The sequence below is a fragment of the Ruegeria sp. CE8 genome (genome assembly GCF_056537465.1).
The window spans coordinates 45,617-66,890 of sequence record NZ_JBQFRP010000005.1; the positions used below are offsets into that span (position 1 = coordinate 45,617).

Below are 21,274 nucleotides of genomic sequence, written 5' to 3' on the forward strand. Positions count from 1 at the left end.
CCAAATCGGCGCAATCAAAAAACTGTATTCCGGACCAGAATACATGTTTTTGACGTTCCCACCACCTCAGGCAATCACCGCCGCCTAGTCTGTTGCCAGGATGCGCAGCATTCGGCTTGCGGCTGACGTCGGGCTCAGGTTCCCCGAACCGACCTCGGAGGCCAGACGTTCCATCTCGGCGCGCGCGGCCGGCGCGTCCAATTGGGATAGCAGGGCGTGCCGTACTTCCTGATCGAACCAGAACCGTGCCTGAGCGGCTCGATTATCGGACCAATGCCCGCTCTCACGTCGCCAGCCTGTCAGGGCCTGCATTTCCTCCCAGGCCTTCTCGAGCCCTTGTTCCTCGACCGCCGAGACGGTCATTGCCTTGGGGAAACCCTCGGGGTCTTGTGGGCGTTTGCGCAGCAGGCGCAAGGCACCGGCATAGTCGGCACATGTGCGTGTGGCCGTGGCCTTCAGGTCGCCGTCCGCCTTGTTCACTAGGATCATGTCCGCCATTTCCATGATGCCACGCTTCACACCTTGCAACTCGTCCCCGCCCGCAGGTGCAAGCAACAGCAGGAACAGGTCGGACATTTCTGAAACAACGGTTTCGGATTGCCCGACGCCCACGGTTTCGATCAACACGACATCAAACGCGGCAGCCTCGCATAGGGCAATCGCTTCGCGCGTGCGGCGGGCAACACCACCCAGATGCGATTGGCTGGGCGACGGACGGATAAAGGCGTTCTTCTCGCGGCTCAGGCGCTCCATCCGGGTCTTGTCGCCCAGAATCGAGCCTCCCGAACGCGCCGAGCTTGGGTCGACAGCCAGAACCGCCACGCGCAGCCCTTGACCGGTCAGCATCATGCCAAAGCTTTCGATAAAGGTGGATTTGCCCACGCCCGGCGTGCCTGACAGGCCAATGCGCAAGGATTGACGCCCCGACTTGGCCAGATATGCCAGCAAATCGGACGCCTGCGCCCGGTGATCGGCGCGGCCACTTTCGACCAGAGTGATTGCACGGGCCAGCGCACGCCGGTCCCCGTTCAAAATCTTGTCACCTAGGCTGTCTATTTCCATTCCCACCCCGATATTTTGCGGCACGACTACTTGCCGCCCCGCCGGGTGATTTGTCCAGACCGGACCTTTGAGGAAAGGTACCCGATGCATACAATTCGCGCCCATGTGTTGCTGATGATCCTCTCTTTCCTGCCTGCCATCGGCATGGCTGAGCAGAGCCGATTTGCCCTGCGGGCGCTGGGGGTCAAGGTGGGCGAATTGGTTCTGGTGTCCGACCTGAGCGCGTCCCGCTATGCAGTGGAAGGACAGCTTTCGACGACCGGATTGGCCGGAGCAATCAAACGCGTACGCTTTGTGCTTGAGGCTCGGGGGCGCCGCAAAGGGGCGCGGTTTTCCCCAGTCCAATACATCGAGGACATGGACACGGGCCGTCGGATATCTCGCGTAAGGCTTGACTACAGGAACGGTATCGCACGGGCCAGTGGCCCCAAGATCAGTGATCGCGGTGACTATGCCGTGACGGATGCACAGCAACGCGGCGCGGTGGATCCGCTAACCGGTATTTTCATGGTTTTGCGGGATCAGAACCCGGCTGAGCTTTGCACCATGCGGCAAAAACTGTTCGACGGCGAACGGCTGACCGAAATCGCCCTTACCCGTCGGATCGATGAGAACGGCAAAGTTCGCTGTGTGGGCGCTTTTACCCGGCTTGCAGGCTATCCGCCCGGCGACCTGCGCACCGGCAGCCGTTTTCCGGTATCGGTAACCTATGAGCCCCATGACGATGTGATGCGTGCTACACGGGTTGACGCACAAACAATTTATGGCCCGGCAGTCGTCCTCCGCAAATAGCGGAACTGGACCTTGCCCGACGGTTGACGGATAAAGCGCCAATGACCTTACGACTGCCCATCGACGACGCTGTTCCTGATCTGCTGGCCGCGCTGAAGGCCAATGGCCGGGCTGTTCTGCAGGCTCCTCCGGGTGCAGGCAAGACGACACGTGTGCCTCTGGCCATGCTCGACGCCGGGCTATGCGACGGCAAGATTGTCATGCTGGAGCCGCGCAGGCTTGCCGCTCGGGCAGCCGCCGAACGGATGGCGGAAACTCTGGGGCAGCGCGCCGGAGAGACCGTAGGGTATCGCGTTCGCGGAGAGGCGAAAGTCTCCAAGGCAACCCGCATCGAGGTCGTGACCGAGGGCATTCTGACACGAATGCTGCAATCCGAACCGGACCTGCCGGGCGTCGGCGCGGTGATTTTCGATGAATTCCACGAGCGGTCTCTGAATGCCGATCTTGGGCTCGCATTGTGCCTTGAAGTCACTGGCGCGCTGCGTGACGACCTGATCCTGCTGGCCATGTCCGCGACATTGGACGCCGAGCCGGTTGGCAAACTGATGGACGCGCCGCTGGTAGCATCCGAGGGTCGCAGTTACCCGGTCGAGACCCGCTGGCTGGACCGCCCCTTGAGAGCGCAGGCGCGACGACTGGATGCGCTCGTCGAGCTGGTGGTACAGGCCGAACGTGAAACCAAAGGCGGAATGCTGGTCTTCCTGCCCGGCGAGGGCGAGATCCGAACGGCTAAGGCCGCTTTGTCCAACCGATTACCAGGTGACTGCACGGTACGCCCTCTATTCGGCGCAATGCCCTTCGCCGCGCAACGCGCGGCAATTGCTCCGGTGAAAACCGGACGCAAGGTGGTGCTGGCGACTTCGATCGCCGAAACCTCGCTGACTATCCCCGACATCCAGGTGGTGGTCGATATGGGACAGGCGCGGCGGGCACGGTTCGATCCGGGCTCTGGCATGTCGCGACTTGTGACAGAGAGGGTGACGCGCGCCGAAGCCACCCAGCGCGCTGGCCGCGCGGGACGAGTCGCCGAGGGCGTGTGCTACCGACTGTGGTCCAAGGGCGAAGAAGGGGCGCTGGCCACCTACCCACCAGCCGAGGTCGAAGCCGCAGACCTGACAGGGCTGGCATTGGAATTGGCGTTGTGGGGCGCGGAACCCGGCGATCTGGCCTTTCTGACTCCACCGCCTGAGAGCACGATGGCCGAGGCCCGTAGCTTGCTGACAATGCTGGGAGCTTTGGATACCAAAGGCCGGATTACCGACCATGGCCGAGCTTTGGCGGCATTGCCCCTGCACCCCCGACTGGGGCACATGCTGGAAACCGCCGGAACAAGCGCCGCAACGTTGGCTGCGCTGATGGCCGAACGCGATCCCCTGAAAGGTGCCCCCGCGGATATTTTGCTGCGGCTTGAGGCGCTGCGTGATCCGCGTGCGTTTCAACGCAACCGGGTATGGCAGGTCAATTCCGGCGCGCTAGAGCGGATCAAAGCCGAAACCAAGAGACTGAAAAAACCGGGGGGCCCCACTGACCTGAGTCCCGCCGCGATGGCCGCTCTGGCCTACCCCGACCGGATCGGGCAACGCCGCAAGGGCGACGTTCCCCGCTATGTACTGTCTGGCGGCAAGGGCGTTGTGCTGGCAAACGACGACACGCTCGCCGCCGCGCCGTATCTGGTGGTCACAGACACCGACGGAAACCCGCGTGAAGCACGTGTGCGAATGGCTGCGCAGATCTCGGAACGCGAAATCCGAGACCTGTTTGCGGATCAGATCGATTGGGTCGAGACCTGCGACTGGTCAAAACGCGAGCGTCGAGTCATTGCGCGGCGTCAAGAACGCTTTGGCGCGATTACTCTGGACGACCGCATCTGGAAGGACGCCCCTGATGAGGCCATAGCCTGCGCAATGCTGGACGGAGTGCGCGATCTGGGCCTGCGTCTGGACGGCGCTGCGGCGCGATTGGCCGCACGTGTGGAACTGGTGCGGGCCGAAGGGGCCGACCTGCCAGATTTCTCGATACACGCATTGATGGAGACGCTTGAAGATTGGCTGCTGCCCATGCTTTCGGGCCAGCGCACTGCTGAAGACTGGAAGAAGTTCGACCTGCTGCCTGCTCTGCGCGCCCGGCTAGACTGGAACCAGACGCAGGAGTTGGACCGCCGCGCGCCGGGTTCATTCGAGACCCCGCTGGGCCGCAAAGTGCCGATTGACTACGGTGGTGCCGTGCCAGAGATTTCAGTGCGTTTGCAGGAACTGTTCGGCGTCACCCGTCACCCGATTGTCGGCGGCGAGGCGTTGAAGATCACGCTGCTGTCGCCAGCGCAACGCCCGATACAGATCACACGCGATTTGCCGGGGTTCTGGGCCGGTTCTTACGCGGATGTCCGCAAGGACATGCGCGCGCAGTACCCGAAACACCCCTGGCCCGAGGACCCAACCCAAGCTGACCCGACCCTGCGTGCCAAACGACGGGCTCGTTAATTCTCCCTTAGGAAACTTTCGGCGCGCAGCAGATACATTGATGCATCTGAAATAAACTGTTAAGACGCGCCACTTTAAAACTGGAAGCGCACGACACAGCTTGTACTCATGACGTCATGGCTGCGAAATATGTGGGAAGAGGTCGCCCGACCGTTCATCCTGCGCCCTCACAGGGTGCAGTTCGCAGCTTTGTGCGTACGTGACACCGAAGATGGCGAAGAAGTGCTGCTCATAACCAGCCGCGATACGGGTCGTTGGGTTATTCCCAAGGGCTGGCCGATGGACGGTAAAGACGGCGCCGAAGCCGCCATGCAGGAAGCGTGGGAAGAGGCCGGCGTAAGAGTGAAGCACCTGAATCGGGATTCGGTTGGTCACTTCACGTATGACAAAAGGTTGGATGATGGGTCGGCAGTTCCGGTCTGCACGAGCGTTTTCCGCATAGAAATCGAAGGCTTGGCAGATGACTACCCCGAGGCTGGTCAGCGCCAGCGCAAATGGTTTCCTCCGAAAGAGGCGGCCAATCTGGTGCACGAACCAGAACTCAGCGCCCTGCTGCGGCATTTGTAACAAATTCCAACAAACTTCTGTGAGGCTGGTTGCAACACCTGTGGCAAGCCTTTAACCGCACCGGCTAAACCAAACCACCCTCAGAAAACCGATGTCGAACACAAACCCAAAAGCCCGCTGGCAGGCGCTGGACAGCGATCTGCACCGAATTTCCCGCATTGAGCATGCGAACGTCCACTTGGCGCGCCCGATGCTGGCTCCGGGGATTGCGCTGGCGTTTATCGCACTTGCCGGACTGACCGCTGCGGTACTGTTCGGCCGGGCCGATGGCGGATTGATCGTGATCGCGGCCGCCGGTTTTGGGGCCTATATGGCGATCAACATCGGTGCGAACGATGTCGCCAACAACATGGGCCCTGCGGTGGGGGCGAATGCCCTGACGATGGGCGGGGCCATCGCTATCGCCGCCGTCGCGGAAAGCGCCGGTGCTTTACTGGCGGGCGGAGACGTAGTTTCGACGATTTCCAAAGGCATCATCGATCCAGCATCAGTCCAGAACAACAACGTGTTCATCTGGGCGATGATGGCGGCGCTGATTTCATCGGCGATGTGGGTCAACTTGGCCACCTGGGTCGGCGCGCCCGTATCGACCACGCACTCGGTCGTGGGCGGTGTAATGGGGGCCGGTATCGCGGCTGCTGGCCTGAGCGCCGTAAGCTGGGGCACAATGAGCGCGATTGCCGCCAGTTGGGTGATTTCACCGGTTTTGGGTGGTGTCATCGCAGCGGGCTTTCTGGCGCTGATCAACGCAAAGATCCAAAACCAGGACGACAAGATTGCAGCTGCCCGTCGCTGGGTGCCAATCCTAGTGGCTTTGATGGCAGGCGCGTTTGCCACCTATCTGGCCGTCAAAGGCCTAAAGCGGATCATAAAAGTCGATCTGGAATTCGCCCTGCTGATCGGGCTGGCCTCGGGCGCGCTGGTCTGGTCCATGACCGTTCCATGGGTTCGCCGCAAATCCGAAGGGCTGGAAAACCGCACAAAATCACTGAAAACGCTGTTCGGCCTGCCTCTGGTCATTTCGGCCGCATTCCTGAGCTTTGCGCACGGCGCCAATGACGTTGCAAACGCCGTTGGCCCGCTGGCCGCGATCGTGCACGCGGCAGAGTTCGGAGATTTTGCTACAAAAGTCTCGATCCCGACCTGGGTAATGGTCATCGGAGCCTTTGGTATCTCGTTCGGTCTGTTCCTGTTTGGACCCAAACTGATCCGGATGGTGGGCAGCCAGATTACCAAACTGAATCCGATGCGCGCATTCTGCGTCGCGCTGTCCGCAGCGATTACGGTCATCATCGCGAGCTGGCTGGGACTGCCGGTCAGCTCGACCCATATCGCCGTTGGTGCCGTGTTTGGCGTCGGGTTCTATCGTGAGTGGCACCAGAATCGCCAGCGGGACCGAACCAACCGCCAGCGCCCGCCCGAGCAACAACTGGCCCGGGAAGAGCAGCGGCGGCGCAAACTGGTCCGGCGGTCACATTTCATGACGATCGTCGCCGCCTGGGTAATCACGGTTCCGGCGGCCGCATTCATGTCGGCTGCGATCTTCTGGATGCTGACGGCGTTCACCTGAGCGGATTAGCAAGGTCGAAGTTTCGAGATTTCGCTTTGTTCAGGGAATGATTTGATCCGGACGCAGACTCTTGTCGGGTTTTTGCACGACAAGCGTCCGGACTCTCGCGCAGATCGGCGTCGACCGCCCGCATTGTTTACCCAGACGAATGACTTCACCCTGCAAACTGTCGATTTCCGTCGGTCGCCCTGCCATCAGATCGTAAGCCATTGACGTTCGCGCACTGGGATCGATGGTCAACATCCGCGCGGCGATCCGGGTGAACAGAGGTGTCGGCAAGCGCAGGATGTGGGGCGTCATCCACGCAGGTAATGGGGTCGTCGACGCAACCGTATGACCGGCAGCCCGAAGTACGGCCAAAGCTTCTTCCATCTGGTCGGCCATGAGACGGCGCCATTCCCGATCCATCAATTGATCTTTCAACGACAAACCCGACAACGCATTCAGCGCGTTGTTCAGGTTGATAACCAGCTTACCCCACTGGACAGCCTCAATATCGTCGTTCTCGATCACCGGTAGATCAGGGGAACTGAGCGTTTGCCCCAATCCGCCGGGGCCAGACTGGATCACGATATCGCCAGACGTCGCACGATGAAAACCAGCCGGTTCGGACGGCACGACGTTAAAGGGCACCATCCCGGCCCGTACATCGCGATCCGGCAAAGCAGTGCGGAGCGTTCGGGCATTCTCCATCCCGTTTTGCCACGACAAAATGGGCGCGGATGCCGGGACAAGCCGTGCGATTTGACTCGCCATGTCGGCCGTGGCCGCAGCCTTTACGGTTACGATCACCAGCTCTGCATCCTGCAGGCACTCGGGATCTTCGGTCAACGTCAACTGCTCGGCGTCAACGTGACAGCGCAGGCCGGAGAAATCGGTAACAGTCAAACCTTGCGCGCGGATCGGGTCCAGAATGCGGGAACGACCCAGCAGGGTCACGTCGTGGCCGACATCGGCCAGCAATGCCCCGCAATAACACCCGATGCTGCCCGCACCCGCGATAACTATTTTCATGGCGTCCCTCCCCTAAAGGGGAGGATTGCCGGTATCAGGCTCTCGGGCAAGGCCCCCTGACGTTTGGTCAGCGCGCAAGTCTTGGCCGGGTGCGCTCCAGCTCTTCCGAGATTGGAATGAACTCCTGATCATCGCCCGGCGGCAGATGGAAAGCACCATTTGCCCAGTCCGCAGACTTCCATTCACGGGTGGCGTTTTCGATCTTTTCTTTCGAGGAGGATACGAAGTTCCACCAGATATAGCGGTCTTCGCCCAACGTCGCGCCACCCAGCAACATCAGCCGCGCCCCGAGGGGGCCGGCCTTGACCGACAGACGATCACCCGGACGGAACACCATCATGCGACCTTCCTCGAACGTGTCGCCTGCGATCTCGATCGAACCCTGAGTGACATACACACCACGATCTTCGTGGTCGTCGGGCAATGGGAATGCGGCACCTGGATCCAGCTGCACGTCCAAATAGAACGTTTCGGACAGCATCGTTACCGGGCTGTTTTCGCCATAGGCCGAACCCAGGATCAACCGGGCGCTGACCCCCTTGTCTTCGATATGCGGCAGCGCACCCTGCTTGTGATGTTCAAAATCGGGGGCCATATCCTCATGCGCCTCGGGCAGAGCGATCCAGGTTTGAATTCCGAACAGACTGTGCCGTTTGCCTCGGGTTTCCTCGCTGGTACGCTCGGAATGGGTTACGCCGCGCCCGGCAACCATCCAGTTGACCTCGCCGGGGTAAATCATCTGATGCGTACCGAGGCTGTCCCGGTGTTCAAACTCACCCTGATACAGATAGGTCACCGTGCCCAAACCGATATGCGGGTGCGGGCGAACGTCGATTCCGCCATCGGTGATAAACTCGGCAGGTCCCATTTGATCAAAGAAAATGAACGGCCCGACGAGCTGACGTTTAACCGAAGGCAGCGCGCGACGAACCTCGAACCCGCCCAGATCGCGGGCGCGCGGGATAATCAACGTCTCAAGCGCCGCATTATCTGACTTGCATTCGGGGTTGTGGGTGGGGTTCCAACTCATGCGTGCTCTCCCGTGATCTGTGCATTTCGCTCATTGATGCAGGATATAATTCGAATATATGCGTTTCAATTTGCACAAATGCACATAATGGGTGCGAGGATTTCGTCGTGTTTCGGGACGTCCTCAGGCCTGATCGGGTTCGCGTGGCCAAAGCCGCGGGAAAAACGGCCCGTCGATACGGTCGCCTTCTCGGTAACCGGCCGCTTCGAACTGAGCGCGTTCGTCCTTGGCCCAGTCACCCCGATAGCGAATGATGCCGTCCGGCGCGGTCATCCTGAGCGTAAATCGACGCACGGTCTCGGTCGGCGTAACAGACGCAAGCCCGCCGTGCAGCGTACGCATGTCGAAATAGATGCAATCCCCCAGTTCCATGTCCCATTGCAACAGTTCATATGCATCCGGGTCCGCGTTGATGTCAGGTGGCGGATGATAGGTTAGCCCTGCCACCTCAGTGGGTTCATAGCTGGGATGGCCATCGGCAAAGCGCACCCGCATGAACAGTTTGTCCCAAAGATGCGAGCCTTTGACGAAGGCGATACCATTTTCCCTGCTCACCGGTTCAAGCGGCAACCACAAGACGCACATTGTGCCTTCAAAATCAAAGTAGGACAGATCCTGATGGAACGGAGGGCGAGAGGTCGAGCCCGCCTCACGCAGGAACCAGTTGTCCATGACAAGATTGATCGACGGTGCACCCAGCAACTGTGCTGCAATTTGCGCACAGGGCGAATTATGAACGAAATCCGTAAATTGCGGGATTTTGTTCCAGGCCCAGTAATCCTCGAGATAGGCCGGTGCGCGCGGGTCTTTGGTATGGCGGGTGAAGTTATTCGTCGGGCGGACCAGATCCGCCTTGATACCATCCCGCAGCAGATTGAGCCAATCCTCCGAGAACCTGGACCGCAGCACAACTGCACCATCACGTTTGAACGCTTTGATTTCGTCGTCTGAGACAGGGTCTTGATGGATCATGCTGCGGGCCTTCCCGACATGAGATGATGGGTGTCAGGATTGCACCCGGATAAGGTAACCGTCAAAGGAATTCACAATTTGCGTGTTCTGCCTGCTCTGCACCTCGGAAACCGAAACAATCGTGCTATCTTTGCGGCCAAAGAGCCCCTGATGCCGCTGGGGCGCGATAAATCGCCTGGGAAGAGAGGTTTCTATGACTGGTATTTCTTTCTCTCGTCGTTCAGTGATTGTGGCGGGCGGGGCCGCTCTGGCAACGGGCGCAACCGGCCTGCTTGTGCCCGCGCGCGCGAAGGGGGTGGCCCCTACGCCGTCCATGCGTGGCGGATCCAACAACTACCGCCCCGGTGCGCCCATCGTCGATCGGATTGGCGGCGGAGGGTTCTGGATGACCGGAACCGTTCGACGCGCCGGTGACGGTGCCCCCTTGCCCGGTCAGCGCATTCAAATCTGGGCGCACACGACCGAAGGCCACGAACGCGACCCGCAAAGTCACGGTGCCACATTGACGGATGCCAATGGAGAGTTCCGCTTGGAAATGCCGCAGATCGTGCCGGCGTTTGGCCAGCCGCATGGTCATCTGGCCTATGACAGCGGTGAGTTCCAGACGGTGTTCCTGCGCCCGATCATGGCGAGCTCAAAAGACAAGACTCTGGCCGCCCATTTCGTACTACAGCCCGCCTGACGATAGTGCGCCGGAACTTGGTAATTTGGGCCGGTGTGATCCTTGCCATGGCCGTACCGATCATTGCTGCTGCGGCCAGTCCGCTGCTGGCGTGGCGTGACCCGATCTATATCGCCGCCGGGTTCGCCGGAGTTGTCGCAATGTGCTTGCTACTGATGCAGCCGCTGTTGGCCGGGCGTTGGTTGCCGGGCTTGTCCCCTGTGGTCAGCCGCCATTGGCATCGGTGGTGCGGGCTGACTTTGGTTACTGCCATTCTGATCCATGTCGGCGGCTTGTGGATCACCAGCCCGCCCGACGTTATTGACGCCCTGTTGTTTGTCTCTCCGACACCGTTTTCCGCCTGGGGCGTGATCGCGATGTGGGCCGTGTTCGGGGCTGCGGTGATGGGTCTTCTTCGCAAGCGCCTCGGCCTGCGGTTTCGCGTCTGGAGGTTGGGTCACGCGAGCCTGGCGATTGTCACCATAATTGGCAGCGTCGTACATGCCTTGCTGATTGAAGGCACGATGGAAGTCATGACCAAATGGGCGCTGTGCGGGTTGGTGGTGTTGGCGAGCGCCACGACGCTCGCCAAACTGCGGATTTGGGATATCAGGCGACCCACCTGAACTACCAGGCACCAACGGCAGCCGGGTGCTGGTTATGACCCGGCAAGCCGTATCGCGTAGGAAGCGGGGTTCATCTGCACGTCTTGCACTGTGAGGCTGCCAACCTCGGGCAATGCCGCCGAAAGTACCTTGAGAATGGATGCGTTGAGCTCAGAGCGCGTCGCCTCGTCACGACCTTGCATCAGTAGAAGCGTGGCGTGGACAAAGCTCTGAGGATCAGTGCCGATACGGTAGTATTCTACCGGAGTCGCGCGGATCTTAATCGTCTCAGCGTCGAATTCAGGATGAGCGGCCAGCAGGTCGAAAAGCTGATCGCAAATCGCCTGAACATCATGGGCCTGCTCTATCCCTTTCGAGAATTCTAGGGTGACATGAGGCATTGACGACTCCAGTCAGACCCCGAGACACCAGCGCATCACCGCCTTTTGCGCGTGCAGGCGGTTTTCGGCCTCATCAAAGATGACTGAGTTTGGGCCGTCCATCACTTCGGATGTCGCCTCCTCTTCACGGTGCGCGGGCAGGCAATGCATGAACAGCGCGTCCGGTTTTGCGTGAGACATCAACTCGGTATTGACCTGATAGGGCCGCAGCAGGTTGTGGCGACGTTCCTTGGCCGATTGGGAATCGTGCATGGAAACCCAGGTATCGGCCACAACAAGGTCTGCACCCTCAACGGCTTTGAACGGATCCCGTTCGACAACGATTTTTGATCCCTTTTGGCGGGCGAAGCCCATGAACTCTTCTTCGGGGTCAAACTGGGCCGGCCCGGTGAAGGTCAGGTCAAAGCCAAACTGGCCAGCGGCATGCAGGAACGAGGCGCAAACATTGTTACCATCGCCGGTCCAGACCACTTTTTTGCCTGCGATCGGGCCGCGGTGTTCTTCGAAGGTCAGCACGTCCGCCATGATCTGACAGGGGTGTGTGCGGTCGGTCAGGCCGTTGATCACCGGCACGTCAGAGTATTCGGACATCTCGGTCAGGATGGTCTCGTCAAACGTCCGGATCATGATCATGTCGACATAGCGCGACAGCACACGGGCGGTATCGGCGATGGTTTCACCATGGCCCAACTGCATGTCCTTGCCGGACAGAACCATGGTCTGCCCCCCCATCTGGCGCACGCCCACGTCAAAAGAGACGCGTGTCCGGGTCGAGGGTTTTTCGAAGATCAGCGCAACCATGCGGTCCTTGAGCGGCTGTTCGTCATCCAGCGCGGCCTTAGGGCGGCCAAGCCGCGCCTGTTTCATGGCACCCGCCTGATCGATCATATTCCGCAGATCAGCTGCGTCGGTCTTATGGATATCGAGGAAGTGGTTCATTTCACTGTCACTTTTGTCTGAGGGTCGTCCGGGCAGTTCCACCCGGATACCCGCGTGATTTTGAATAGATGAAGATCAGGCGTCGGCGAGTTTGCTCTCGACCTGCTCGGCTGTTTTCTCAAGGCGGATCAGTGCCTGTGCGATATCATCCTCGGTCAGAGTAAGCGGCGGAAGCAGGCGGATCACATTATCGGCGGCTGGAACAGTTATGACTTCGTTGTCATAACCGGCGTTCACCACGTCGATATTGGCCGGCTTGCATTTCAGGCCCAGCATAAGGCCAACGCCACGCACCTCTTCGAAGACTTCCGGATGGCTGGCAATCAAGCCTTCAAGCTTCTGCCGCAGCATCCCGGCCTTGCGGTTGACGCCCTCAAGGAATGCAGGTGTGGCAACCTGATCGATCACCGCACACCCAACGGCACAGCCCAATGGGTTACCGCCATAGGTGGATCCGTGCGTGCCTGCGGTCATGCCGCTGGCCGCATCTTCGGTGGCCAGAACCGCACCCAGAGGGAAGCCTCCGCCGATCCCTTTGGCGACCATCATGATGTCCGGGGTGATCCCAGCCCATTCATGCGCAAACAGCTTACCGGTCCGACCGACGCCGCATTGAACTTCGTCCAAAATCAGATGGATTCCGTTGTCGTCGCAGATCTGACGCAGGGCCTTGAGTTCACCGTCCGGAGCGGGACGAATACCGCCCTCACCCTGAATGGGCTCGATCAGGATTGCGGCGGTCTTTTCGCTGATAGCGTTGGTGACGCCATCGAGGTCGCCGAACGCGACATGCACGAAACCAGGCAAAAGGGGGCCAAAACCTTTGGTCATCTTTTCAGAACCAGCGGCGGCGATACCGGCCGACGACCGACCGTGGAACGAGCCGTCAAAGGTGATGATCTCGACCCGTTCGGGCTGACCTTTGTCATAGAAATACTTGCGGGTCATTTTGACCGCCAACTCACAGGACTCGGTGCCCGAGTTCGTGAAGAACACGGTGTCGGCAAACGTGTGCTCGACCAGCTTGTCGGCCAGCGCCTGTTGCTGCGGGATGTGGTAGAGGTTCGAGACATGCCACAACAAGTGCGCCTGCTCGGTAAGGGCATTCACCAATGCCGGATGGGCATGACCCAGCGCGTTCACGGCGATCCCTGCGCCAAGGTCCAGAAAACGTCGGCCATCCGCCTCGGTCAGCCAGGAGCCTTCGCCCTTCACAAAGGTCAGGGGCGCACGGTTATAGGTCGGCAAAACGGACGGGATCATGGGATCATCCTTTTCAGATAGCTTGAGCCTCGTGAGTGATACACTCGGCCTGTGTTCGTCAACTGATTTGGTAAGAATTGTGCCGATTTGCGCGGCACAAACGGATCAAACGGGCCGGTTACGCGGCAAAGCGTCGGCGTCGGAGTCGCAGGATATGTGCGTGTTTGATCATGAGGCGCCGTATAGCCGTGTGCCGCGCCTCTGAAAACCCCGAATTTTCTGTGGATGGAAAATACTTGGCACCCGCTGCAATTGCCGCTTGCCATTTGACGGACGCTGACGCACCGCTGTGTCATGTTCGTTGCCAAAGCAAATAACCCGCCCCTTGCTGCCGTGCTGATCACAGCAGCCAGTGCGCTGCTGGCGGGGACAACTTTGCTGGCCAAGGCTTTGGGGACCGATACGCTGGGCCCGGCGCTGCATCCTATGCAGATCAGCCATGGACGTTTCCTGTTTGCCTTTCTGGTCATCGTCACCGCCGTCGGCGTGATGCGGCCGCGCCTGCAACGCCCGCATTGGGGGCTGCATATCGGGCGCACAAGCTTCGGATGGGCGGGGATCACGTTGATGTTCGCCTCGGTCGCGTTCATCCCGATTGCGGATGCGACGGCGATTTCCTTCCTGAACCCGGTTTTTGCGATGGTGCTGGCAATCCCTCTGTTGAGAGAGGGCGTCGGCCCGTGGCGCTGGCTGGCCGCCGCAGTGGCCCTGACCGGTGCACTGATCCTCTTGCGGCCCACACCGGCGAGTTTTCAACCCGCTGCTCTGCTAGCGCTTTCGGCAGCCGCGATCATAGGAATGGAACTGATATTCATCAAAAAGCTTTCAGGCCGTGAGATCCCAATCCAGATTCTGTTGATCAACAACGCCATGGGCCTGACAATTGCCTCAGTCGCGGTGAGCTTCGTCTTCCAGATGCCAACGCTCGAACAATGGGCGGCGCTGGTGACGATCGGCGTTTTGATGGCCTGCGCGCAAGCATGCTTTGTCAACGGTATGGCCCGTGCAGATGCCTCTTTCGTCGCACCGATCAGCTATACGACGCTGATTTTTGCGGCCTTCTACGACTTCGCCATTTTCGGAGTTATCCCGGATGGGATCAGCATGATCGGCTCGGTCATTATCTTGACCGGAGGACTGATCCTTGTCTGGCGAGAGGCGCGGGCGCGGCAGGTCTGAAACCAAAAAATTTCTCCGACATAGCCCAAGCGCGACCTGCATGTCGCAAACCCTGAAGAATGCAATCTCATCGGGCGCAATGTGACCTCAGTTGATCAAAGAGATTACCTATGCACGAACGCCGTATCCCCGAATGGGTGCGCCACGCCCCTGCCCCCTCAGTCCGCGATTTCGGCATTTTGGCCGGATTCGAAGCGATTGTGCGCGGTATTCTGATATCGGTGTTTCCGCTGGCTATGTACCGGGCACTGGGTGACGCGTCATCGGTTTCGTTTCTGTATTTTCTGATTGGCGTCATCTCGTTGCTTGCCGGGCTGATGGTACCTTTCCTGATCCGGTTCGTGCCGCGCAGATGGGCCTATACCGTCGGCTGCCTCATGTTCATTGGCAGCGCAATTTTAGCGATCGAAGGCAGCCCGGCAGCGGTTGTCGGCGCTTTGGCGCTGAACACCGTAGCGACGGTTGTGACCTTTATCTGCTTTAACGCCTATGTGCTGGACTACATCAGCAAGATCGAACTGGGCCATTGCGAGACCAGCCGCATGTTCTACAGCGCCCTCGGCTGGACCGGTGGCCCGATGGCAGGCGTTCTGCTGATGGAGGTCTGGACTCCGGCCCCCTTCGTCATAAGCGCAGTTGCAGGCGCAGTCATGCTGATCCAGTTCTGGCGTATGCGGCTGGGCAACGGAAAACTGATTACCCGGGCGCGAGGCCCGGCAAAAAACCCACTCGCCTTTCTGCCCCGGTTCTTTGCCCAGCCAAGGCTCGTTGCTGGATACCTGTTCGCCATGATCCGTTCCTGCGGCTGGTGGATTTATGTGGTTTATCTGCCCATTTTCGCCATTGAAAACGGGCTGGGTGAGCAGTTGGGCGGCATCCTTCTGTCAGCCACGAATGGCATGCTGTTTGCCGCGCCGCTGATTCTGCGCTGGGTGCAGGGACGCTCACTGCGAACAGCTGTGCGCGTAGGTTTCGCGGCCTGCGGGGTGTGCTTTGTCACCGCCGGGGCAATCGCGGGATGGCCGGTTGCTTCGGTTGCGGCGCTGGTGCTTGGGTCCATCTGGCTGATCGTTCTGGATATCTGCGCCGGGTTGCCATTCCTCATGGCCGTCAAACCGTCCGAGAGAACCGAGATGTCAGCAATCTATTCCAGCTACCGGGATGTGTCCGGCATTCTGACTCCGGGCATCGCCTCGCTTGTCCTGCTGGTCTCACCGGTTGCCGGAGTGTTCGCCGTCGGCGGATTTGCACTGTTCGGCGCTTGGGCCATTGCGACAAACCTGCATCCGCGCCTCGGGCGACCCAGAATGGCGTTTCGACCGGGGGCTCTGGCCGAGGCGAATTAAGCCTTGAGCCGATAGCCCGTCCGCAGCATCTGCCAGGTCAAAGCACCAACCAGCAGTGTCGCGCCTGTGCATACCGCAACACCCAACCAGGGAGAGCTGTCGGACACCCCGATCATCCCATAGCGCAGCCCGTCGATCAGATAGAAAACCGGGTTTACATGACTCAGGCGGTTCAAGACCGGGGGCAGCGCCTGCACCGAATAGAAAGTGCCCGACAGGAATGCCAGTGGCGTCACAATGAAATTGGTGATCGCCGCCATCTGGTCAAACTTGTTGGCAATGATCCCTGCGAATAAGCCCAACGCCCCCATAAAGGCCCCACCTAGAACAACAAAAATAAGGGTGATCAACAGGTTCTGAGGGTAAATGCCCAATACAAGCGCAAGCGCGACAGCGACAACGCATGCAATCAGAACCCCACGGGCAATACCGCCCGCCAGATATCCCAATAGGATTTCAAGCGGCGACAGGGGCGGCATCAGCGTATCGACGATATTGCCCTGCACCTTCGCGATCACCATAGAAGAAGAGGTGTTGGCGAAGGCATTCTGGATCACTGTCATCATCATGATGCCCGGCGCCAGAAACGTCAGGAACGGAACACCCATCACATCCGGACGTCCCGGTCCGATGGCGATATTGAAGATCAGCAGGAACAATCCCGCGGTCACCAGAGGTGCCAACAATGTCTGTGTCCAGACGGCCAGAAAGCGTAGCGTTTCGCGCTGGGCCAGCGTGTAGAGGCCCATCCAATTGACCGCTCCGAAACGGCGCTCGCTGTGTTCTGCGGGAATCTGCATCATCTGCCCTCATCCTGATTCGAAGATAGCTTGTAACTCGGGCCGCAGTGATTAGAATAGGGGGCTGAGACGAATTCCCAAGGCGGCCCGAATCCGGGGCCGCTTTCCGCTTTTGAAAGGCAAATGATGTCCTGGACTGACGAGCGCGTAGAACTGCTGAAGAAAATGTGGGGCGAGGGCCAGTCGGCCAGCCAGATCGCCAAGGAACTGGGCGGCGTCACCCGCAACGCGGTGATCGGCAAGGTACACCGTCTGGGCCTGTCGAACCGTGCAACCGGCGCAAGCCCGGCCAAGGCCGAGCCCAAGGAAAAACCGGCGCCCGCCCCCAAGGCCGAGGCCAAGCCAAAGCCCGCGCCCAAAACCGAACCGGCACGCCCTGCCCCTGCCCCGGCCGCCGATGCGAAACCGGCCGTTCCTGCCCGCCGCCAGATCATCCCGGCCGGTCAGCCACTTCCGCCGCAGCCATCGGCCAACGAAATCAGCCCCGAGGCGCTGGCCAAGGTGAACGAGGTCGAGAAGAAGGCGAAAAAGCTGACGCTGATGGAACTGACCGAGAAAACCTGCAAATGGCCTGTGGGCGACCCTGCGACCGAGGATTTCTGGTTCTGCGGCCTGCCGGTTGAAGCAGGCAAGCCATACTGCGAGGCGCACGTGGGCGTGGCGTTCCAACCGATGAGCTCGCGCCGGGATCGTCGGCGGTAATTACGAACACAAGAACCTAAATCATTACTATAGAACGTGAAAAGGGCGCAGGCGTTTCGCCACGCCTCTTGTCGAAAGCGTTGCATAGTCAAGAACGACGCAAGACGTAACGAGCTCTTACAAAGAAAACACCCTCGCTGAAAGCTGCGAGGGTGTTTTAGCTTGGAGCGTCAGCTGTGCGGGACGTTGCAGTCCTTACGTCCGCTTTCTTCGCAGATTAATGCGTTTGCCTCGCCAGCTTGAAAAAGTGAAAGCACCATGAAACACAGCCAACCGGCCCTTGCATTCGTCATTGGTCAAATGCCTCGTCATTTCAGTTTTTCACGTATTAGAAACTCTTAGCAGACATCTGCGCCATGTACAGCATGTGCCCCATTGGGCTCGAACCTGACACTGAAGCGTCGGTGATCTTGGAGCCGCTGGCACATGATCGGCCTATCACTGCGCCGGATGCGAGGGCAAATCCGGCATCGGCACCCATCCCGGCAGTTCCTTTGGCGAGACCGAGACGTGCAGATGCTCTGACCGGTCGCGCCCAATGGTGCGGTGCTTGCGCAGCAGGAAAATCTTCCCCCAGCCGCGCCACGTGCCGACTGACGGAGCATGCGTATCGGTCGGGAAGCGGTCGCGCCACCCTTCAGGCAGCGGCAGGCCATGCAGCTCGGCCTTGTCCAGCATCCAGATCAGGGAAATATTGCTGAGCGGTCGCGCCTCTTCATAGCCATTGAGCTGCCCGCCCACATCACCATGGGTGCCGCGGAACCAGACCTGTTCGACATGCCCTTTGAATTCGGGGGTACATTTCCACAAGACCGGCTCGAATACCTCGCGGGTCTCATCCAGCGCCATCGCGTGGTAGCCGTGGCGCGTTGCCGGGCCAAGCTGGTGGTTGTGGAAGGAATGGCGTTCTTCAGCCCAGCGCCACAACAGCGGCAGACGCATCCCCAGTGCTTTGACCGTGTCCCACACGCCGACCATCTCGATAGCGACATCCTCGTGGCAAAACTGACGCCGGAACGCTGCCGCAGCCGACCCGCTGGCGTTGCACTCATAGTGTCGATAGGCCTGCTTGATGTTTCGGACGGTCGCATGTTCAGCCTTGAGCAGGCCGATCATATCGATCACGCCCGCAAGACTACGTACACCGTAGGCACCGCGCGAATAGCCGATGAAATAGATGCGGTCCCCCGGCTTGTAACGCGAGGCCAGATAGCCATAGGCGCGTCGGATCTGGCGATTGATCCCGCGCCCCATCATCACATCCAAAGAGGACTTCCAGCTTTCCCACTGCACACCGGATTCGTAAAACACCGAAACACTGCTGCCCATCTCGCGACAGAGGCGGTAAGTTTGACCCGCATGGGTTTCATAGCCCGGCTCCAGGGTCGACATGGTGCCGTCAAGGATGATGACGTGGCTGATCGGTTCGCGGTGCAGCGCCTCGGCGGAATGCTCGGACCGTAAAGGCCGCCCGAGCCATCCCAGTACCTTTCTACTCAGCCGCGACAGAACCATGCGTCAGCAATTCCCATACTTTATGAGGTGTGAAAGGCATGTCCGCCTGCCGCACCCCGTGATCCCAGAGCGCATCCTGAACCGCGTTTGCCACAGCGGCCAGCGCGCCCACGGTGCCGGCTTCTCCGCATCCTTTCATCCCCATCGGGTTGGAAGTTGACGGAACCGGCGCCGAGGTAAACTTTATCATGGGTATCTCAGCGGCGCGGGGCAAGGCGTAATCCATCAACGAAGCCGTGAGCAGTTGCCCTTGCGCATCATGCACAACACGCTCGCTCAGGGCTTGGCCGATGCCTTGGGCCACCCCGCCATGCACCTGCCCTTCGGCCAGCATTGGGTTGATAAGATTGCCGAAATCGTCGACCACGGTATAACGGTCAACCCAGGTTTCACCGGTGTAAGAATCGATCACGACTTCGGCAACATGTGCACCGTTGGGATAGCTTCGCGCATCCAGATTGGCGCGGGCCTCATGGCTTAGCAGGTCCGTACGGCCATCGGCGCGGGCCATTTCCGCAGCCTCGGTCAGGGTGGGTGTCAGGTTTGAACCTGGCGCCCGAAATGTTTCATGGTCGAAACGCACGTCTTCCTCCTCCACCCCCATCTTATCCGCCAGATACGGCGTGAATGCGGCTATCATCACATCGATTGTCGCCAGCGTCGCCGTACTTTGCACCGTGACCGACCGTGAGCCACCGGTCCCTCCGCCATGTGGTAACTGATCGCTGTCACCCTGCACCACGTTGATCTGATCCATCGGAATTCCGGTCTGGTCCGACAGGAAATGGGCATAGACCGTCTCGTGCCCCTGCCCGTTTGACTGCGTACCGACGTAGAGATTCACTGTGCCATCCTCGCAGAACTCGATTTTCGCGTTCTCGGAAGGGTCACCCAAAATACTTTCGATATAGTAACACAGGCCCTGCCCCCGGATCAGACCGCGTTCGGCGTCAGCGGCTTTACGGGCGGCAAAACCTTCGATCTGCGCACCTGCGCGGGACAGAACCATATCAAAATCGCCAACGTCGTAGGTTTCTCCTGTGGCGGTCTTGTAGGGAAAACGCTCGGGTCGAATGAAATTCTTCCGCCGTAACTCCCAAGGATCGACACCCAGCTCGCGCGCAGCGCGGTCCATGGCCCGCTCGAGAACATAGATCGCCTCGGGCCGACCCGCGCCGCGATAGGCATCGACCTGTGTTGTGTTGGTATAAAACCCTTCGACCCGCAGGTACGTCGTTTGCACGTCGTAAACGCCCATCAGCACCTTGCTGAAAAGACTGGTCTGAATCGCCTGCCCGAAATGGCTGCTGTAAGCGCCGAGGTTCACCTTGCTGTGCACCCGGTAGGCCGTGATTTTCAGGTCTTCGTCAAACGCTAATTCGGCCAGCGAGACCAGATCGCGACCGTGATGGTCCGACAGCATCGCCTCGGACCGGTCCGACATCCAATGAACCGGTTGACCCAGTTTCATCGCAGCAACCGAAACGCAGAAATACTCGGGGTAAGGCATCACTTTCATACCGAACCCGCCCCCGACGTCCGGTGTTGTGACACGGATCGCATCGGGTTCCAGCTTCAGCTTTTGCGCCAGCTGCCCACGCATGGCCCAGACCCCTTGACCGCCATAAGTAAAGTGCAGCCGCCCATCGACCCAATTAGCCTGACACCCGCGTGGTTCGATCGAGGTGATAATAACCCGGTTGTCGGCCACGTTCAGCGATACCGTGTGCACAGCCGACCGAAACGCGGCCTCGGTCGCGGCCTCATCGCCCAGCCCCCAGTCAAAAGCCCGATTGTCGGGTGCCTCTGCATGCAGTGTTTCACCTCCGGCATCAACGTCCAGCTTCGCAGGCAGATCATCGGTGTCCATCCAGATCATTTCAACCGCGTCTCGCGCCTGTGTCAGCGTATCCGCGATTACAACGGCCACGGGTTCGCCGACAAACCGGACACGGTCGTTGGCCAGCATGTGCCGATCAGGTGCCGGTGTCTGAGACCCATCCCTGTTCGGAACCTTCGCAGCGTTCATCACCGTGTCGACCCCCGCCGCCGTCAGGTCATCCAACGTCATGACAAGCCGGACGCCATCGGCCTCACGCGCGGCATCCAGATCAAGTGCCGTGATCCGCCCATGCGCAACCGGGCTTCGAAAAAAGGCGGCAAACAGGGCGTCAGAGGGTACATCGTCATCCATGTATTTCCCCTGCCCGGTCAGGAACCGCAGATCCTCGGTGCGTTTGACTGACTGGCTCTTGCCAAACTTTTCCATTGCCTGATCCTCCGACTGCCCATCGTCGCGACACTAGCTCTGTCCCAATTGTTGTCCAGAGCCTTGCATTTGGGCGAGAGGCGACCTGCATGTCGCAAAAAGCAATG

Annotated in this window: 19 protein-coding genes; 9 read left to right on the forward strand and 10 right to left on the reverse strand. The window is 59.7% G+C overall.

All coding sequences use genetic code 11. The annotated features are described in order from the left end of the window. Positions 1-84: 84 nt before the first annotated feature. A complete protein-coding gene (meaB, locus tag ACR0AA_RS10265) occupies positions 85-1,062 on the reverse strand; it encodes a methylmalonyl Co-A mutase-associated GTPase MeaB (protein WP_480663308.1) in 978 nt (325 codons plus the stop codon). An 84-nt stretch (positions 1,063-1,146) separates the two neighbouring features. On the opposite strand from meaB, the gene ACR0AA_RS10270 reads away from it, so the two are divergent. From ACR0AA_RS10270 to ACR0AA_RS10285, 4 genes are all read left to right on the forward strand, one after another. Then, positions 1,147-1,854 (forward strand): DUF3108 domain-containing protein, encoded by a 708-nt coding sequence (locus ACR0AA_RS10270; RefSeq protein ID WP_480663306.1) that lies wholly within the window; start codon positions 1,147-1,149, stop codon positions 1,852-1,854. Between the two features lie 41 nt (positions 1,855-1,895). Beyond that, entirely contained in the window at positions 1,896-4,334 is a 2,439-nt protein-coding gene (hrpB, locus tag ACR0AA_RS10275) for an ATP-dependent helicase HrpB (RefSeq protein ID WP_480663304.1), read from the forward strand. Positions 4,335-4,442: 108 nt separating this feature from the next. After that, a complete protein-coding gene (locus tag ACR0AA_RS10280; protein ID WP_480663302.1) occupies positions 4,443-4,901 on the forward strand; it encodes an NUDIX hydrolase in 459 nt (152 codons plus the stop codon). A 91-nt stretch (positions 4,902-4,992) separates the two neighbouring features. After that, on the forward strand, positions 4,993-6,471 hold the full coding sequence (locus ACR0AA_RS10285) for an inorganic phosphate transporter (RefSeq protein ID WP_480663300.1): 1,479 nt from the start codon (positions 4,993-4,995) through the stop codon (positions 6,469-6,471). Positions 6,472-6,510: 39 nt separating this feature from the next. Here ACR0AA_RS10285 and ACR0AA_RS10290 read toward each other — a convergent pair whose 3' ends face one another. From ACR0AA_RS10290 to ACR0AA_RS10300, 3 genes are all read right to left on the reverse strand, one after another. Next, a complete protein-coding gene (locus ACR0AA_RS10290) occupies positions 6,511-7,485 on the reverse strand; it encodes a 2-dehydropantoate 2-reductase (RefSeq protein ID WP_480663298.1) in 975 nt (324 codons plus the stop codon). 67 nt (positions 7,486-7,552) lie between these two features. Then, positions 7,553-8,515: a pirin family protein gene (locus tag ACR0AA_RS10295; protein WP_480663296.1), complete on the reverse strand. Its 963-nt coding sequence runs from the start codon at positions 8,513-8,515 to the stop codon at positions 7,553-7,555. Positions 8,516-8,638: 123 nt separating this feature from the next. Then, entirely contained in the window at positions 8,639-9,487 is an 849-nt protein-coding gene (locus ACR0AA_RS10300; protein ID WP_480755945.1) for a phytanoyl-CoA dioxygenase family protein, read from the reverse strand. 193 nt (positions 9,488-9,680) lie between these two features. On the opposite strand from ACR0AA_RS10300, the gene ACR0AA_RS10305 reads away from it, so the two are divergent. Both ACR0AA_RS10305 and ACR0AA_RS10310 read left to right on the forward strand, forming a co-directional pair. Beyond that, entirely contained in the window at positions 9,681-10,169 is a 489-nt protein-coding gene (locus ACR0AA_RS10305; RefSeq protein WP_480663292.1) for a twin-arginine translocation pathway signal, read from the forward strand. Between the two features lie 47 nt (positions 10,170-10,216). Beyond that, positions 10,217-10,774, forward strand: coding sequence for a ferric reductase-like transmembrane domain-containing protein (locus ACR0AA_RS10310; RefSeq protein ID WP_480663291.1), 558 nt, complete (start codon positions 10,217-10,219; stop codon positions 10,772-10,774). Positions 10,775-10,806: 32 nt separating this feature from the next. On the opposite strand, the gene ACR0AA_RS10315 is transcribed toward ACR0AA_RS10310, so the two are convergent. The 3 genes from ACR0AA_RS10315 to ACR0AA_RS10325 form a co-directional block, all read right to left on the reverse strand. Beyond that, complete coding sequence (locus ACR0AA_RS10315; protein ID WP_480663289.1) at positions 10,807-11,154, reverse strand: 5-carboxymethyl-2-hydroxymuconate Delta-isomerase; 348 nt, start codon at positions 11,152-11,154, stop codon at positions 10,807-10,809. Between the two features lie 12 nt (positions 11,155-11,166). Further along, positions 11,167-12,093 carry an ornithine carbamoyltransferase gene (argF, locus tag ACR0AA_RS10320; RefSeq protein ID WP_480663287.1) on the reverse strand — a complete coding sequence of 309 codons (927 nt, stop codon included), beginning with the start codon at positions 12,091-12,093 and terminating at the stop codon, positions 11,167-11,169. 75 nt (positions 12,094-12,168) lie between these two features. Then, positions 12,169-13,356 (reverse strand): acetylornithine transaminase, encoded by a 1,188-nt coding sequence (locus tag ACR0AA_RS10325; protein WP_480663285.1) that lies wholly within the window; start codon positions 13,354-13,356, stop codon positions 12,169-12,171. 294 nt (positions 13,357-13,650) lie between these two features. Here ACR0AA_RS10325 and ACR0AA_RS10330 point away from each other — a divergent pair, with 294 nt between their 5' ends. Next, a complete protein-coding gene (locus ACR0AA_RS10330) occupies positions 13,651-14,535 on the forward strand; it encodes a DMT family transporter (RefSeq protein WP_480663283.1) in 885 nt (294 codons plus the stop codon). A gap of 110 nt (positions 14,536-14,645) precedes the next feature. Further along, entirely contained in the window at positions 14,646-15,881 is a 1,236-nt protein-coding gene (locus ACR0AA_RS10335) for an MFS transporter (protein ID WP_480755950.1), read from the forward strand. Here the strand turns inward: ACR0AA_RS10335 and ACR0AA_RS10340 are convergent. After that, complete coding sequence (locus tag ACR0AA_RS10340; protein WP_480663279.1) at positions 15,878-16,684, reverse strand: ABC transporter permease; 807 nt, start codon at positions 16,682-16,684, stop codon at positions 15,878-15,880. The genes ACR0AA_RS10335 and ACR0AA_RS10340 overlap by 4 nt on opposite strands. A 123-nt stretch (positions 16,685-16,807) precedes the next feature. Here ACR0AA_RS10340 and ACR0AA_RS10345 point away from each other — a divergent pair, with 123 nt between their 5' ends. Continuing rightward, entirely contained in the window at positions 16,808-17,383 is a 576-nt protein-coding gene (locus tag ACR0AA_RS10345; protein WP_480663408.1) for a GcrA family cell cycle regulator, read from the forward strand. Between the two features lie 438 nt (positions 17,384-17,821). Here ACR0AA_RS10345 and ACR0AA_RS10350 read toward each other — a convergent pair whose 3' ends face one another. After that, positions 17,822-18,898, reverse strand: coding sequence for a DUF2235 domain-containing protein (locus tag ACR0AA_RS10350; protein ID WP_480663277.1), 1,077 nt, complete (start codon positions 18,896-18,898; stop codon positions 17,822-17,824). Then, positions 18,876-21,167, reverse strand: a complete 2,292-nt coding sequence (locus ACR0AA_RS10355; protein ID WP_480755952.1) for a xanthine dehydrogenase family protein molybdopterin-binding subunit — start codon at positions 21,165-21,167, stop codon at positions 18,876-18,878. Before ACR0AA_RS10355 ends, ACR0AA_RS10350 begins: the two co-directional genes overlap by 23 nt. Positions 21,168-21,274 lie beyond the last annotated feature (107 nt).